General features: G+C 61.1%; 15 protein-coding genes. 5 read left to right on the plus strand and 10 right to left on the minus strand.

Annotated elements, in window-relative coordinates; all coding sequences use genetic code 11:
- Positions 1 to 355 precede the first annotated feature (355 nt).
- The gene (locus tag AC0L2B_RS28260; protein WP_473747676.1) at positions 356 to 994 is read right to left on the minus strand and encodes a hypothetical protein; all 639 of its coding nucleotides are present in this window, start codon (positions 992 to 994) and stop codon (positions 356 to 358) included.
- 54 nt (positions 995 to 1,048) lie between these two features.
- Here AC0L2B_RS28260 and AC0L2B_RS28265 point away from each other — a divergent pair, with 54 nt between their 5' ends.
- The 3 genes from AC0L2B_RS28265 to AC0L2B_RS28275 all read left to right on the plus strand — a co-directional run bounded on the left by AC0L2B_RS28265 (position 1,049) and on the right by AC0L2B_RS28275 (position 4,274).
- Positions 1,049 to 2,023, plus strand: coding sequence for a hypothetical protein (locus AC0L2B_RS28265; RefSeq protein ID WP_473747677.1), 975 nt, complete (start codon positions 1,049 to 1,051; stop codon positions 2,021 to 2,023).
- A 258-nt stretch (positions 2,024 to 2,281) separates the two neighbouring features.
- A complete protein-coding gene (locus AC0L2B_RS28270; protein WP_473747763.1) occupies positions 2,282 to 2,569 on the plus strand; it encodes a GIY-YIG nuclease family protein in 288 nt (95 codons plus the stop codon).
- 589 nt (positions 2,570 to 3,158) lie between these two features.
- The gene (locus tag AC0L2B_RS28275) at positions 3,159 to 4,274 is read left to right on the plus strand and encodes an SGNH/GDSL hydrolase family protein (RefSeq protein ID WP_473747678.1); all 1,116 of its coding nucleotides are present in this window, start codon (positions 3,159 to 3,161) and stop codon (positions 4,272 to 4,274) included.
- 65 nt (positions 4,275 to 4,339) lie between these two features.
- Here AC0L2B_RS28275 and AC0L2B_RS28280 read toward each other — a convergent pair whose 3' ends face one another.
- Positions 4,340 to 5,380, minus strand: coding sequence for an EscU/YscU/HrcU family type III secretion system export apparatus switch protein (locus tag AC0L2B_RS28280; protein ID WP_473747680.1), 1,041 nt, complete (start codon positions 5,378 to 5,380; stop codon positions 4,340 to 4,342).
- Positions 5,381 to 5,464: 84 nt separating this feature from the next.
- Between AC0L2B_RS28280 and AC0L2B_RS28285 the strand changes: the two genes are divergently transcribed.
- Complete coding sequence (locus AC0L2B_RS28285; protein ID WP_473747682.1) at positions 5,465 to 6,268, plus strand: tetratricopeptide repeat protein; 804 nt, start codon at positions 5,465 to 5,467, stop codon at positions 6,266 to 6,268.
- A 347-nt stretch (positions 6,269 to 6,615) separates the two neighbouring features.
- On the opposite strand, the gene AC0L2B_RS28290 is transcribed toward AC0L2B_RS28285, so the two are convergent.
- The 8 genes from AC0L2B_RS28290 to AC0L2B_RS28325 form a co-directional block, all read right to left on the minus strand.
- Entirely contained in the window at positions 6,616 to 6,903 is a 288-nt protein-coding gene (locus AC0L2B_RS28290; RefSeq protein ID WP_473747683.1) for a GIY-YIG nuclease family protein, read from the minus strand.
- Between the two features lie 324 nt (positions 6,904 to 7,227).
- On the minus strand, positions 7,228 to 7,677 hold the full coding sequence (locus tag AC0L2B_RS28295; protein WP_473747685.1) for a hypothetical protein: 450 nt from the start codon (positions 7,675 to 7,677) through the stop codon (positions 7,228 to 7,230).
- 13 nt (positions 7,678 to 7,690) lie between these two features.
- The gene (locus AC0L2B_RS28300; RefSeq protein WP_473747686.1) at positions 7,691 to 9,040 is read right to left on the minus strand and encodes a type II and III secretion system protein family protein; all 1,350 of its coding nucleotides are present in this window, start codon (positions 9,038 to 9,040) and stop codon (positions 7,691 to 7,693) included.
- A gap of 57 nt (positions 9,041 to 9,097) precedes the next feature.
- Positions 9,098 to 11,260, minus strand: a complete 2,163-nt coding sequence (sctV, locus tag AC0L2B_RS28305; protein ID WP_473747687.1) for a type III secretion system export apparatus subunit SctV — start codon at positions 11,258 to 11,260, stop codon at positions 9,098 to 9,100.
- Positions 11,257 to 11,568 (minus strand): tetratricopeptide repeat protein, encoded by a 312-nt coding sequence (locus AC0L2B_RS28310; RefSeq protein WP_023799520.1) that lies wholly within the window; start codon positions 11,566 to 11,568, stop codon positions 11,257 to 11,259. The genes sctV and AC0L2B_RS28310 overlap by 4 nt, the downstream gene beginning before the upstream one ends.
- A 17-nt stretch (positions 11,569 to 11,585) precedes the next feature.
- Complete coding sequence (locus AC0L2B_RS28315) at positions 11,586 to 11,963, minus strand: hypothetical protein (RefSeq protein ID WP_473747688.1); 378 nt, start codon at positions 11,961 to 11,963, stop codon at positions 11,586 to 11,588.
- A 59-nt stretch (positions 11,964 to 12,022) separates the two neighbouring features.
- Complete coding sequence (locus AC0L2B_RS28320) at positions 12,023 to 13,012, minus strand: SctD/MshK family protein (RefSeq protein ID WP_473747689.1); 990 nt, start codon at positions 13,010 to 13,012, stop codon at positions 12,023 to 12,025.
- Positions 13,013 to 13,131: 119 nt separating this feature from the next.
- Positions 13,132 to 13,314: a hypothetical protein gene (locus AC0L2B_RS28325; RefSeq protein WP_473747690.1), complete on the minus strand. Its 183-nt coding sequence runs from the start codon at positions 13,312 to 13,314 to the stop codon at positions 13,132 to 13,134.
- Positions 13,315 to 13,525: 211 nt separating this feature from the next.
- Between AC0L2B_RS28325 and AC0L2B_RS28330 the strand changes: the two genes are divergently transcribed.
- A complete protein-coding gene (locus AC0L2B_RS28330) occupies positions 13,526 to 14,386 on the plus strand; it encodes a MurR/RpiR family transcriptional regulator (RefSeq protein WP_473747691.1) in 861 nt (286 codons plus the stop codon).
- Positions 14,387 to 14,440 lie beyond the last annotated feature (54 nt).

Raw genomic sequence — 14,440 nt, forward strand, 5'->3', positions numbered from 1 at the left:
CACCGGGCACGGTGACGCGGGCGGCGATCGCTGTTGCTGTTGTTGTACCAAATTGCGACAGGTCGGCAATTTAACGCGGGCATTTAGCGGTAATTGGCACAAATTGCGCGCGCGCATTGAGCCAGGGGCATCTTGAACTTTCGTCGTTGCCTGTGCGTTTAGGTTGTAGTACGCATCCTGTTGCAGTGCAGCAATATCCGGCGGCAACGTGCGGCGTGAGGGCTCATCCCGTCCCCCGGAAGGTGAGCACCGAAAACCGAACAGGTGAGGCGAAAAGTCCGGAAGACGGGAGAAGCATGGGATGAGCATCGGAGCGGGCAGCGCCCGGCGTTGGCCGTCAGTCGGCATCGAGCGTTCACCCGTTGAGCGTTATGTCCTTGCAGCCCTTCTTTTTTTCCCGTTCCTGTGCGGGGTCGTTCCGATCCTGTTGTACGAGAAGGCGGCGTCCCGCGTGGCGTGGCACGATCCTGCCCTCGCCACGGTCAGCGCCATCGGGTTGGCTCTGCTTTGCTGCCTTTTTGCATTCGTGCGCTATCCCGCCGAGGCGCGGGCTGCGCGCATCATCGTGGTCGGCCTGGCGATAACGATGGGCCTCTTCAGCTTCGGGCTTGGAGACGAACTCGGCATTGCCGACGCAGTTCGCGCCGACGCGTTGGGCAATGTACTCGTCTATTCTCGCCTGATCGCGCTTGTGGCGGCGCTTTTTTCGATCCTGCGGCCATCCTTCGCCATTTTCCCGATGGTCTATTTCGCCTTCCACAAGAACGTCACGCGGGCAGTTTCCGATGCTGCGGAACTGGGCCGCAACGACTATGCGCCGTTGATTGAGGTCGGTCTCTTCCTGGCCTGTGGCCTGTTGGCCCTTGGCCTGCTGCAGAGTTTGAGCCGGCTGAAGCTCTTCACCAGGAACCTGCCCAGCGTTGGCGAACTCGGAACCAGGGAGTTCGCGGCCCAGGCTGCCGGCATACTGCTGCTGGCTGGGATCGGCGCCCATTTTGGCAACTACTTCATGTCCGGGATGGCCAAGGTCACGCTTGACGGAGGGCCGTTGAGCTGGATCCTCGAGAACCCGACCAGTTCCATCATGCTGGCCGGGTACGGGTTGGGCGCGGCCCCGCTGGGCTTTTCCGAATCGCTGCTCGCTCATGCTTATGAAGCGGTCAGGGCGGTCCAGGTTCCGATGAATGTCGTTATCCTTGCTGCGCAGCTTCTATGCTTTCTCGCTTTTTTGCGCAGGCGGTGGCTCATCGGGCTGACCGCGTTCTTCGATATCATGCATATCGGGATCTTCCTTCTGAGCGGCGCCCTTTTTCTGCACTGGATCATCTTGAACAGTCTGCTCGTCGCGGCTCTGACGAGAATGAAGGAAAGTTCGTTTTCCACGACTGCCATCGTAACCGGGATTGTTGTCACCATATTCGGCGACGCGGTCTTTTATAACGCGCGGCTCGGCTGGTACGATTCAAGGCAAATCCGGCAAGCACATTTCGAGGCGCTGACGAAAGAAGGTGACTGGGTGCGGGTCGCACCGAGCTTTTTCCGCGACGCCTCCTATCTGCTCTATGCCCGTCACTTCGGCTATCAGGAATATCGTCGTGAATCCGGCCACGTTCCGACCTCAGCCTGGGGCCAGATCGGGATCAGGAAGGTGCAGCCAAAGTCGTCGGAAATTGCCTCGTCCAACTACGAGATCATGAAGCTTACGAACGAGTGCGCCTATCCAGTCGAACAGCCGATCACGCCGCCTGACTACGATGCGGCCCGCCCGGCGCCGTTTATTCTTGGCCAGCACAATCGCGCCGTGAGCCTGGCGAGCTCGGCTGTTGCGGTCGGTTATAACTTCTATCCACACCATCATTATTCCATGCCGTTCCTGCACCGCGCTTTTGAGGCGCTGGAGCCTCGCGACATCGTGGCGTATCGATACCTGGTCGATACCGTCTGCCTCGATGTCGCGGATGGCAAGGTCGTGCGGCGGGTCATGACCCAGACATTGGGCCCCAGGATCGATGTCCGCCAGTGAATCCGGCGAGGGCGCAGCGGACGTTTCTTTGACTGAGCCTGAAAGGAGGCTGTGATGGTTGCCGTCGACCGATCTCCTCCTGCCAATCTCGAGGGTTTGCGATTAGCCACAAGCCACCACACCTTCGTCATCCCAGGGCGAAGCAAGGAGCGAAGCGACGCGGCGCAGACCCTGGGATCCATGCCGTTACATCAGCCGAAGAATGCAGCGGCTCAGAATGGCGCTTGTATCCGCAACGGAGGCAGCTACCCTTCCGCCATGACCGGCTATGCCTATATGACCGCAAGCCAGAAGCGCGGCACGATCTATATCGGCGTCACCAATGATCTCGGCCGCCGCATGCCGGAGCACAAATCTGGCGAAGGCTCGCGCTTCACCAGCCGCTACGGCGTGCAGCGCCTGGTCTGGTACGAAGAACATTTCGACATTCGTGATGCTATCCAGCGCGAGAAGTCGCTGAAGCGCTGGCCGCGCCAGTGGAAGATCGACCTGATCGAGAAGGCCAATCCAGAGTGGTTCGAGCTTTTTCGCGGAACGGGGTGGTAGCGTTCGGTTCTGAACCGTAGCATTCTTCGGCTGGCGTAACGGCATGGATCCTAGGATCTGCGCCGCGTCGCTTCGCTCCTTGCTTCGCCCTAAGATGACGAAGTGGAGGGGTGGTTCGGCTAATCTTAGAGGTTTGCGATTGCCACTGACGCGAATTATCGACGGTCGCTGCCGATCGGCCCAAACTGTCAAAATTACTGTCCAGAGGAACTAGTTTCCACGCTCGCAAATCCTTGCTCCTGACGCTGGTCCAAAATTGCCACGGAAGTCGAATTTCATTCCCCAGGCAGCCCGTCATAATGAGCCCGGCGGCGGCATTACCAGCATGTCTCGAGGAGGAGATAAAAATGCGCTCAACAGGCCTTTGGTTTTCACGGATAAGGTTTCATCGGGCCTTTCTACCGCCGCAGGGAGGAAACGGCGTCGACGTCAGATCATCCTGATATGTGCAGCTGCGGCGGCCGGTTCCGCGACTGCAGGTTTTTCGGCACAAGGCGCCGAAAAGGCAGCCTGGATCACCACTTGGGCTGCCACACCTGCTCCGCGCTGGTCGGATGATCTTCCTGCGCCTTTCGGAGTGCCGGAGGTATTGGAGAACCAGACCGTCCGCCAGGTCGCCCGCATCAGCGTTGGCGGCAATAGCGTGCGGATCGTGCTGTCGAATGCTTTCGGCGAAAAGCCGCTGACCATCGGTGCCGGCAGCGTCGCAATAGCAGGCAAGGGCGGCAAGGTCGATCAGGCGACCTTGAAGCCTCTGACCTGGGGCGGCAATAGTTCTGTGGTCGTTCCGCCGGGAGCTCCGATCCTCAGCGACACCGTCGCCCTCCCGGCAGCAGCGCTTTCCGAAATCTCGGTCAGCATCTTCCTGCCGAAGAAGACGGCGCTTTCGTCGGTGCATTGGGACGGTGTGCAAACCGCCTACATCTCCGGCCCGGGCAATTTCGCAAACGACGCAGCATTCAAGGCTGACAGCACGCTCAAATCACGCCTGTTTCTGAGCGACATTTGGGTTGATGCCGCGCCGGAATCCCAGGCGGTCGTGTTTTTCGGGGATTCCATCACCGATGGGAATTGCTCGACCCCCGACGCCAACAATCGCTGGCCAGACCATGTCGCCAAGCGGTTGCAGGAGGGCAACCGCAAGGTCGCGGTGGTCAACGAAGCCTTTTCGGGCAATCGCGTGTTGACCGACGGTATGGGTGTCAATGCTCTGGCCCGTTTCGATTCCGACATACTGAGCCATCCCAAAGTCGCGACCGTTGTCCTGATGATGGGCATCAACGACATCGGCTGGCCCGGCGAGAATGCAGTCACGCCGGACGACAAGGAACCGACGGCGCAAGACATCATCACCGGATACAAACAGCTCATCGATCGCGCGCATGCCCATGGTGTACGCATTGTAGGCGCGACGTTGACCCCTTTCGCCGACACCTTCAAAGGGCTTCCCACCGAGGGCTACTACACGTCAGAGAAGGAAAAGATACGCGTCGCGGTGAACGAATGGATCCGCACCGGCGGCGGCTTCGATGGCGTGATCGACTTCGACAAGGTGATGGAAGACCCGGCCAAGCCGGGGTATCTGCGCGACGACTACGACTGCGGCGATAACCTCCATCCCAACGACGCGGGATACAAGGCAATGGCCGACGCGGTCGATCTCGACGTCCTGTTGGGTCCAGCCCCATTCGGTCCAGCTAAGTAGCCGGCTGTCGCAGCTGACCTTGCCGCGCGGCTCAGGCATTGCGGCAAGGTCGGTTCGCGCATGGCTCAAGTGAGCCCGAGCCGGACAAGATGGCGTACGACCGGTGGGAACATCTCCTGACCGATATAAGCCCCGGTGTTCGTATTTTCGAAGAGTGGGCCGGCGACGGCCGCATCCTCGATCACCGGAATACCTGCCTGGCGTGCTTGAGCCGTCATCTCGTCAGCCGCTCGGCCCTGGCCCTTGCCGACGACCGTTGGCACCGGCGTTTCACCCCTGACGTAACGCAATGCCACTGCGCGGTCGCCAGCCACGAAGACGATGACCGCGTTTTTCACGCCCAGCTTCGCCGGTTGCATCACGGCCTCACGCCGCTGTCGCTGCTGTTCATGCCGAATCAACGGATCGCCTTCGAGGTCCTTGTGTTCGCGCTTGTATTCAGTTGTCGTCATGCGCATGTCGCGCAGGAACAGCCAGCGCTGAATAGGAACATCGATCACGCCGATGACGACAAAGGCCAGGGCGGCGGCAATTCCAAGCGGTGTCAGCACCGCTTTGATAATTGGCTCCAGGCATGACGGAGCGCATCCCGGTGCATCGAAGAGCGGCTGCAGCCATGCGATCAGAAGGAATGCGAACAGGCCGCCCAGCAACATCACCTTGGCCAGGCCTTTGGTGAACTCGACGACGTTGCGCAGCGACAGGATCTTCTGAAGACCCTTCGCCGGGTTTATGTGATCGAATTGCGGCTTGAGCGGCTCAAACGAGAAGACCGGCCCGAACGTTCCCAGCATGCCGAAGACCACGGCGAGAACGACAACGATTCCGACCAGCGGCAAGGTGGCAAGCATCAGCAATGACAACGAATGGCGGATAGCCTGCAGGCTGACTTCAACGAACGAATCGCCAGGGGTGGTCACGGTCTGCACGAGTTCCGAAAGGTGCCCGAACAGCATCGGCCAGGCGAAATAAAGATAGCCAAGCGCTGCGAAAAGCGTGAAGCCGGAGGCCAGGTCGCGGCTTTGCGAAACCTGGCCTTTGCGGCGAGCGTCGCGAAGCTTCTTGTCGGACGCCGGTAGTTTCTTTTCCTCAGCTTCTTCGGCCATGTTGCAATCTTATTGCACTGTTGTGGTTCCAGTCGGCCAAGGCCGTGTGTAAGGTGCGGCGGGCTTGAATACGGAGAGGTGGATATGCGGCTGCACGTCGTGTTCTTGCCCGTCGTCGCCATATTGGCGGTGACCGGTTGTCAGACGACCAAGACCGGCACCGAGCAGGCAAAGGCACCGGGCCCGTCGTCGCAATCGGAGCGTCTGATCAAGCTTGCGGACGATATCCATGCGCAGGGAGACAGTGGCACCGCAATCGCGCTCTACCAGCGCGCCGCAGCGATGCCGGATGCCAAGCCGAGCGCGTTCGTCAAGGCGGGCGAGGCCTATATGCGAGCCGGCTATCCCGCTGAGGCGGCCAAAGCCTATCAGGCCGCGCTGGCAAAGGCGCCCAATGACGGAGGGGCAATGCTCGGGCTTGGCTCGGCGATGATGGAAACGGGCGATATCGATGCCGGCATGCGCGCGCTCGCCCAGGCCGCGCCGCTGGTCAATACCAGCAGCGCCTACAACAGGTTGGGCGTGGCGCAGACATTCGCCGGTCAGACCGGGCAGGCGCAGGCCACTTTTGCTCAGGCGTTGAAACTCGCGCCGGGGGATCTCGACCTCGAGAGCAACATGGCGTTGGCCGCGGCGCTCGAAGGCAATTCCGCCACAGCACTCCCGCTGGTCCAGAAGATCTCCGCCGCACCCAATGCTCAGTTGCATCACAAGCGCAACGTCGTGGTGGTCTACGGACTTCTTGGCCAGGCCGATCAGGTCAGGGCCTCGCCGCCGATCGGCCTGGCGACCAAGGAGGTGAATACCTTGCTTGCGCGTGCCAGAACCATCCGGTCGAAGGGCAGCACACAGGCAAGGGCGAAAGCGCTCGGCTCTATCCTCGGCTAGAGCAATTCCAGGAAAAGTGTGAAACGATTTTCCCGGGAAAAGCGCATAGCGCTTTCCCTGCGGAATTGCGCAAAAACAAGGAGATAGAGCGGTTCGGCGTTTCCGTGAAACGATGAACCGCTCTAGTGCCTCTGCACAGCGATTTTGACAGGTTGGGCCGATCGGCAGCGACCGTCGACAATTCCTCTCAGTCAATTTCAGTGGCAAATCGCAAATCTCTAGGATTGGCTGAAACATCCCTCCCTTCGTCATCCCAGGGCGAAGCAAGGAGCGAAGCGACGCGGCGCAGACCCTGGGATCCATGCCGTTACCCAAGCCGAAGAATGCAGCGGCCCAGAACCGAACGCCTACCACCCCGTTCCGCGAAAAAGCTCGAACCATTCTGGATTGGTCTTTTCGATCAATTCGATCTTCCACTGGCGCGGCCAGCGCTTCAGCGACTTCTCGCGCTGGATGGCGTCGCGAATGTCGAAATGCTCCTCGTACCAGACCAGGCGCTGCACACCGTAGCGGCTGGTGAAGCGCGAGCCTTCGCCGGATTTGTGCTCCGGTATGCGACGGCCAAGATCGTTGGTGACGCCGGTGTAGATCGTGCCGCGCTTCTGGCTTGCGGTCATATAGGCATAGCCGGTCATGGTTGAAGGGTAACTTGCGCCGCTGCGGATACAAGCGCCGTTCTGAGCCGCTGCATTCTTCGGCTGATGTAACGGCATGGATCCCAGGGTCTGCGCCGCGTCGCTTCGCTCCTTGCTTCGCCCTGGGATGACGAAGACGTGGTGGCTTATGGCTAATCGCAAACCCTCGAGATTGGCAGGAGGAGATCGGTCGACGGCAACCATCACAGCCTCCTTCAGGCTCAGTCAAAGAACCAAACCCTCTGTGACGCGCAACCAAGCGGATAGCTGGTGCATGTCGCGACGCGAGGCGCTTTAGTGCACCGCGGGCAAGGCCGCATCGGCTCACTCGACCGGCAGCGTTGTTTGCGGCGTCGGCGGCCCGCTATTGGCCCCGCCCATGGGAGCCTCTTCGCCATTGAGGTAGCGCCGGGCGGCATTTGCCGTCGGCGCGGCCGCCGCCGCCCCCATGCGCCGACCCTCGACGAGGTCGCGCTGGCTTTCGGCCATGCGTTGAAGATTGTAGGCGTTGGCGCAGCCGGGCGGCAGGTGGGAGCCGACGCCGCGGACGATCGTCAGATCGGTCGCAGCGGCAGAACGGTCGTCATCGGCCGGTTCGTTCAGACATGCACTGGGAGCGAGCACGGAACCGCCGACGCCCTTCTCGGAACCGCCGGTGTCGGTCGACACATAGCTGTAGCCGGGAGAATAGTCCTGCGGCTGTTGCCGGCTGTTCGCGCAGCCGACCAGAAGCAGCACTGGAACAACAGAGCACAAGGCGATTCGAAAAGTCATGTCCGGTTCCCCGCTACTTGATGATCAGGCCCATCGCCGATGCGTCATTGGCGCGCTTCCTGTGGCGCTTGGCCGCCGGACGGTCGAGCGGCGTGGCGAGGCTGTCGCGCACCGGTTCGACCAGATAAGGCGTGATCAGGATCACCAGTTCCGTCTCTTCGCGCTGGAAGCGCTGTGACTGAAAAAGCGGGCCAAGCACCGGCACATCGCCGAGAACCGGAAACTTTTCCAGATTGCGCGAGGTCCGCTGCTGGAAAAGACCGGCGATCGCAAAGGTCTGGCCGCTCGCCACTTCGACCGTGGTGTCAGCCCTGCGCACGACGAAACTCGGCATGGCAAAGCCATTGGCGCTGACCGAGCCTGCTTCCGACAAGGAACTGACTTCCGGCTGGACATGGAGCGCAATGCGATCGCGGCCGATCAGCGTGGGGGTGAATCCGAGGGAAACGCCGAACGACTTGTATTGAACGGTAACGACGTCCGTTCCCTGCGGAATCGGAACCGGGATTTCGCCGCCGGCAAGAAAGCTCGCGGTCTGACCGGTCATCGCTGTCAGGTTGGGTTCGGCCAGAATTTTGACGACGCCGTTGCGTTGCAGCGCTTCGATGAGGATGTCGAAGTTGATGCCATGCGTCTGGTCCATGCTCAAACCAAGATTGCCGGTGCCGGAGGGCACGCCATTGTCCTGGAACATGTTGAATTCAAAACCGCCGCTCCTGTACCCGACAGACCAGTCGACGCCGTACGACTGCAGCTCAGTGCGCGAGACTTCGGCGAAACGGACCCGGATGTTGACCTGCTGCGACCCCTGCACGGTCATGTTGTTCAGCGGCGGCTGTTCCGGCGGCGAGAACGTGCGGGCGATATTGTCGACATCCGTTGCCTCCTCGACGCCGCGTGCCTCGCCGGTCGCAACAATGCGGGTCCCGAAAATCGAGAGATTTGTCGCCGAGTTCGGCTGCATCGCGGCTTTCGCTTCGTTCGCAGGCGCGAGATCGGGGGTGACGCGGAACTGGGCCGTTGCCTCGACCCGCTCGTCGGCTGTGATTGCAATGAGGTTGGTCAGGCCGGGTTTTAGGCCGAAGACATAGACCATCCCCGGCGACACGACCTGAAGGTCGGCGATCGTGGTGTCGGCGATCAGGACCGATTCAACGGGTTCATTGAAGCGCAGCAGGCGTCCTTGCCCGACTGGCAGGTTGACCGTTGGCCGGCTCGGCAATGGCGACACATCCTGTGCCGTCGCGTCGGCATATGTGGACAAAAACGCCAGCAAGACGCCAACCGTCGCGATAGCGAGCCAGCGCATCCGCCCGGCGAAACTGGCGGATCGAACGCCTGCTGCGGTATCGTGGATTGTCATGCCGTTCCCCTGTTGAGCATGTAGTTCCCCCAATTGTCCCAATCCGCCCGGCTGGCATCATGAGGCTGCCTCTTGTCCGGCCTTCGCCTCAGCCGATGGCAGCGACCGAGAGACGTTGCGTGCCATGCCCGAGCGGCCGGATATCGTGGCCAATGGCTGGACGTTGAATTCCTGTGCGAGTTCCCCGAAGGACAGGACCGGAAGTTCGATGGCATTGTGCGTGAGCAGGCTCCGCATATGACGGCGTACATCCATCGCCGCGAGGACGACCGGTGAGACATCGGTGGCGTTCTGCGACAAGGCTCGTTCGATTTCGGCGATCAATGCCTGTGCATCGTCATCCGAAAGGTTCAGGAACGTGCCCGTCGATGTGCTTTGCACCGCGTTTCGCAGGATATCCTCGGCCGAGCGCTGCAGAACATAGGCTGCGATGATGTTATTGCGGCCAGCGAAGCGGAAGCTGATCTGGCGTTTCAAGGACGTGCGGATATATTCCGTAAGCAGAACGACGTCCTGTTCGCGTTGACCCCATTCGATCAGCGCTTCGAGGATCAGGCGCAGGTTGCGGATCGGCACGTTTTCGCCGACAAGTCGCCGAAGCACCTCGGCGATTTTCTGCAGCGGCACGATCTCCTGCGCCTGTCTGACCAGATCCGCATAGTCCGGCTCCATGTCCGACAGCAGCCTGCGCGTTTCCTGGATCCCGACGAAATGGCCGGCATAGAGCCGAAGTGCATTTCCGGTCCATTTGGCCGCTGTTTGCGCCGGCGTGGAGAAGACGAAGCCGGCTTCCTTCAACGCCGAAAGGTGGCGATCGTCGACCCACATGAATTTGCGGTGATCGGCAATCGGAGAACCCTTTTCGTAAGTCACATCGAGCAGATCGAGATGCGTTGGGTCCGCTTCGACAAGAACGCGGTCGGCGGGGATTTCGGCATCCAGGATGGGTGCGCCCTCCAGATCGATGCGCATGCTTCTCGCTGAAAGCTTCTCGTCGACCTGCAGGCCGATAGCCGGAACGTCGACACCGAGATCGCCGAAAAGCTCGCGGCGCACGCCATCAGCGAGCGTGGCGAATTCGGGTTCCGGGACCGAGCGTCCGAGTTCGGTTCCGAAGCGCACGACGATGCGGGATGAAGAAGGCAGTGCTGCCACGGGCGTTGATGAAATCGACGCCGGTTTTCCAGCTTGTTCGGCCACCGCGGTCTGGCCGATATCTCTAAATTCGGCTTCCCGCGCGGTGCGGCGGTTGATGGCATAGGCGCCGGCGCCGAAGCAGGCACCAAGGATCAGGAACACAAGGGGCGGAAAGCCCGGCACTACGGCAAGGCCGACCATGATCACCGCGGCGAGTGCCAGCGCACGGGGGTCGCGCAGCAGCTGGCTGGTAATTTGCTTGCCAAGGTCGCTGGTGCCGTCCGAGCTGCCGACGCGCGTCACCATCGTGCCGGCGGCCACAGCGACAAGCAGTGCCGGTATCTGCGCGATCAGCCCGTCACCCACCGTGAGCAGTGAGTAGGTCACGGCGGCGTCGCCCAGCGACATATCGTGCTGCAGCGTTCCGATCGCGAAACCTCCGATCAGGTTGACCAGAATGATGACAATGCCGGCGATGACGTCGCCTTTGACGAATTTCATGGCGCCATCCATCGCGCCGAACAGCTGGCTCTCACGCTCAAGCTGCTGGCGCAGCCGGCGTGCCTCCGCCTGATCGATGTCTCCGTTGCGCAACTCCGCATCGATGCTCATCTGCTTGCCGGGCAGGGCATCGAGCGTGAAGCGCGCGGCAACTTCGGCAACGCGTTCCGCACCCCGCGCAACCACGATGAACTGCGCAACGGTGATGATCAGGAAGATCACCAGGCCCACGGCAATACTGCCGCCGACGACGAAGCTGCCGAAGGCGGAAACGATCTCGCCTGCGTCGGCCTGGAGCAGGATCAGTCGCGTGGTCGTGATCGTGATCGCCAGCCGGAACAAGGTGGCGATGAGGATGACCGATGGCAGCGACGAGAACTGGAGCGGATGAGAAACGTAAAACGAAGCCAGCAGGATAAGCACGCTGACGGCGATATTGGCGGTGATGAGAATGTCGACGAGGAAGGTCGGCAATGGAATGAGCATCATCACCACTGCAACGAGCATCAGGATGGCAATGACCAGATCGCTGCGGCGTGACAGCTTGGCAAGGAAGTGCAGAAGGCGCTCCGATACCGTCATTCGGCGGCTCGATGCGACAGGAAGCTCCGCAAGGCATTGTGCGCCTCGGCCTTGCGGCCGGCCACAAGCAACGCGCGGCTCTTCAGCAAGGCCAGCGTCGGGTGGTCCATTCCCTCCAGCGTCTCCAGCCTGGCAATGGTGGCAAGCGCCTTGTCCGCTTCGCCATCGAGTATGAGCAGATGCGCCAGCGTGCGCAGAACGCCGGCATTTCCCGGCGACAGCTGCGCCGCGATAAGCAGATATGCCGCGCCCCGCTTTGCCTGCCCGTGACACCCGTAGAGATAGCCCAGGACATGCAGCAGATGCACTGTGTCATGCGGATCAGTCAGGTTTCGATTCCTTCCTGTATCCGGCCAAGCAGATCGCGATGACGCTCGATTTCATCCTCCATCAGCGTTCTGGCAAGCGTCTTGAGTGGCTCGCCTCCCTCAAGGCCGGCAACCAGATGCGTTACAAAATGCTGGAGAATGGGTACCGAGCGACGCAGGATTGCAGGCTCGGGAATATTCGGCATGACGAAGTTGATGAGCGCCTCGTCGAGCGATTCGCCCGCCGTACCCCGAGAGGACTGGAATTCCGCGCTTCCTGGCTTTTCCGTGCCAGCGGCCGATGTCGTCCCCGGGGCCCGGCTTGCGGCCTTGTCGACGCCATTCATCCGCCGACGGTTGATTGCCTGACCGCGCACGCCTTCCGCCTGCCGCACCTCGCGGCCGGTTGTGTCCATCCTTGCCGTATCGAATCGCGGCCCTTCAAGTCGGCGGTTCACGGATATTTCAGCGCGACCGTGGCGCCGCCCTTGGTCAGGAGAAGTTCCGTCTCGCCAATGCGCTTGACGGTCCAGCCGTCATTGGTGAATGCGCCTTCATGATAGCGTGCGCCGTCGGTGGCGATGACATAGGGCCGCTCGCCATACCAGATCGCCTGCAGCCTCAGGCGCGGCGCCTGCTCGGCGTTGCCGACCATGACATTGGAGGCGAGGGTGATGTACGCGCCGAACGCCTGGTCGAACCAGGATTGCGTTTCGGTCCAGGCAGCATTCTTGTCATTGGCGATCATGCCCGAAACCACGAGCCGTCCAGGTGACTGCTGAACGGCCAATGTGCTGATGCCGGATTGCTCGAGGCGCAGCTTGAGCTGGCGTTCCGCCTCAGTGGCACTGGGTGCTTGTATCGGCGATGAATCGTCCACAACACTCTGCCCGGCCTCGCCGGCGAAGGCCACTGTGATCGGCTTATCGACTTGAGCGGATAGCTTTTTGCCACTGTCGGGTTCGGCGAAGGAGAACCCGTTGGCGGCGACGGAAACAGCGAAAACGGCAAAGAGAACGCTGCCCGCAACCAGCAGGGGGCGATTGGAAACAGACCAGCGATTCGGCGGGCGTTCCGGGTTGACCAGCCGGATATGGGCATCGCCGATGCTTATCGACAGCGGCAGCTTGCAGCGGCGGCCCTGGCCTTCACGGATGGTCTCGCCGGTGGCGAGCGTGACATCGCCGCCGACGGCCTCGATTTCAATCTGACTGCCCTTGCGCCGCAGCCTTGCGTGGACCGGCGCGATGCCGGCGTCCCTGAGGACTATTTCGGACTCCGTGCTTGAGCCGACCGTATACAGAGGCTCGACCAGGCTGAGTTGGGCGCCCGCGTGAAATCCCTGCGTTACGCTGAGCGCAACGGAATGACGCGATGCCGGGGTGCGGCCCTTAGCCCAATCTTTGCCGTTAGCCCAATCTTCGCCGTTAGAATGAGCGGTCATGCCACTTCATCTCCCGCTGATGACAATTCAGACGCAGCCTGACAACGGCATCGAAACGTTCGTGCCGTGGACGTGCGCCGCCGGATGCTTGCGGCGGCGCATGGTTCGAGAATCACGCCTTAGGCCTTTTCGGCCGACTGGCCGAGCGTCTTGGCGGTGCTCATCAGCATGTCATGTTGGGACTTCGCGATCTCTTTTGTGATCTCGAGGCCAAACATGCGCTCCTGATGCTTGATCATCTTGTCCAGGTTCTGTTCCGGTGACCCGGCAGAGCCGGGCGTAATGGGAGGGGTAGCAGCCATCAATTGTCTCCTTGAGGGATCATTCAAGTTTCAAACTCCGGAATCACGTCGACGCCGGCAGGTTGCGAAACCAGCTTAAGGCAGCATGATCGAAATTGAAAGTCCACTTGGAATATGTGAACCAGTTCGGTTCCAACTGTTGCATTGCCACCATAGGAGGAGTAACCTGCGATCGGGGGAAATGGGGTATGGCAGAATGGAACAAGGTCCTTTGGCGGAGCTGTTGGTCGAACGCTTCGAGAATATGCCGCCGCAACTGAGGGTCGCGGCGCGTTTCGTGCTGGATCATCCTAAGGATGTCGCACTGATGTCGATGCGCGAGCAGGCGCACCAGGCCGGCGTTTCGCACAGCACGATGATGCGGTTGGCGCGATGGCTTGGCCTTGAAGGCTACGAGGATATGCGCAGCCTTTATGCGCGCGCGCTGCGTGAGACAGGCGCCGGTGAGCCGGCGCGACGCGGTGCCGACCAGGGTGGCGTTCCCGGATATTCGACTGCAGGGGTCGTCGCCGACACGCTCGCGGCGCAGGTTTCAAGTCTGGGTGAGTATGGCAATGCCTCGCAATTCATTGCCGCAGCCGACCTCGTTGCACGGTCACGCAATCTGTTTGGTCTCGGCTCGCGCTCCTTCTATCCGGTCGCCAATCACTTCGTTCACATCATGTCGTTTCTGGCCGGCGGCGACCGCAAGGTGACGCTTGTCGGCGAGATCGGCGGACATGGTCTGGATGCCCTGCAGGACGCCGGACGCGGCGATGTGCTGCTTGCTGTCGGCATGTCGCCTTATGAACGCACGACGATCGAGGTTGCGCGCCAGTCGGCCAGGCAGGGAGTCGGCGTGCTGGCAATCACCGATAGCAGCGTGTCGCCGCTGGCCCGCATCGCGCGCGAGACCATCATTGTTACGGCAAATTCGCAGTCGTTCTTTCGCAGCATGGCGCCGGCGTTCGCCGCCGTCGAGATTCTGGCGGCGCTGACGGCTGTGCAGTCCGAAGTGGATGCTGCAGAACGAGTAAGACAGTCGGAAGAGCAACTCGCTGCTTTCGGCATCTATTGGAAGCCGCCCCGGTAAGCTTCCGGGGCTTCACTGTCGGGCGCGGGGGCGTTGACGGCAGGCAGGCTGCCT

This window comes from Mesorhizobium sp. WSM4815, from assembly GCF_055811575.1.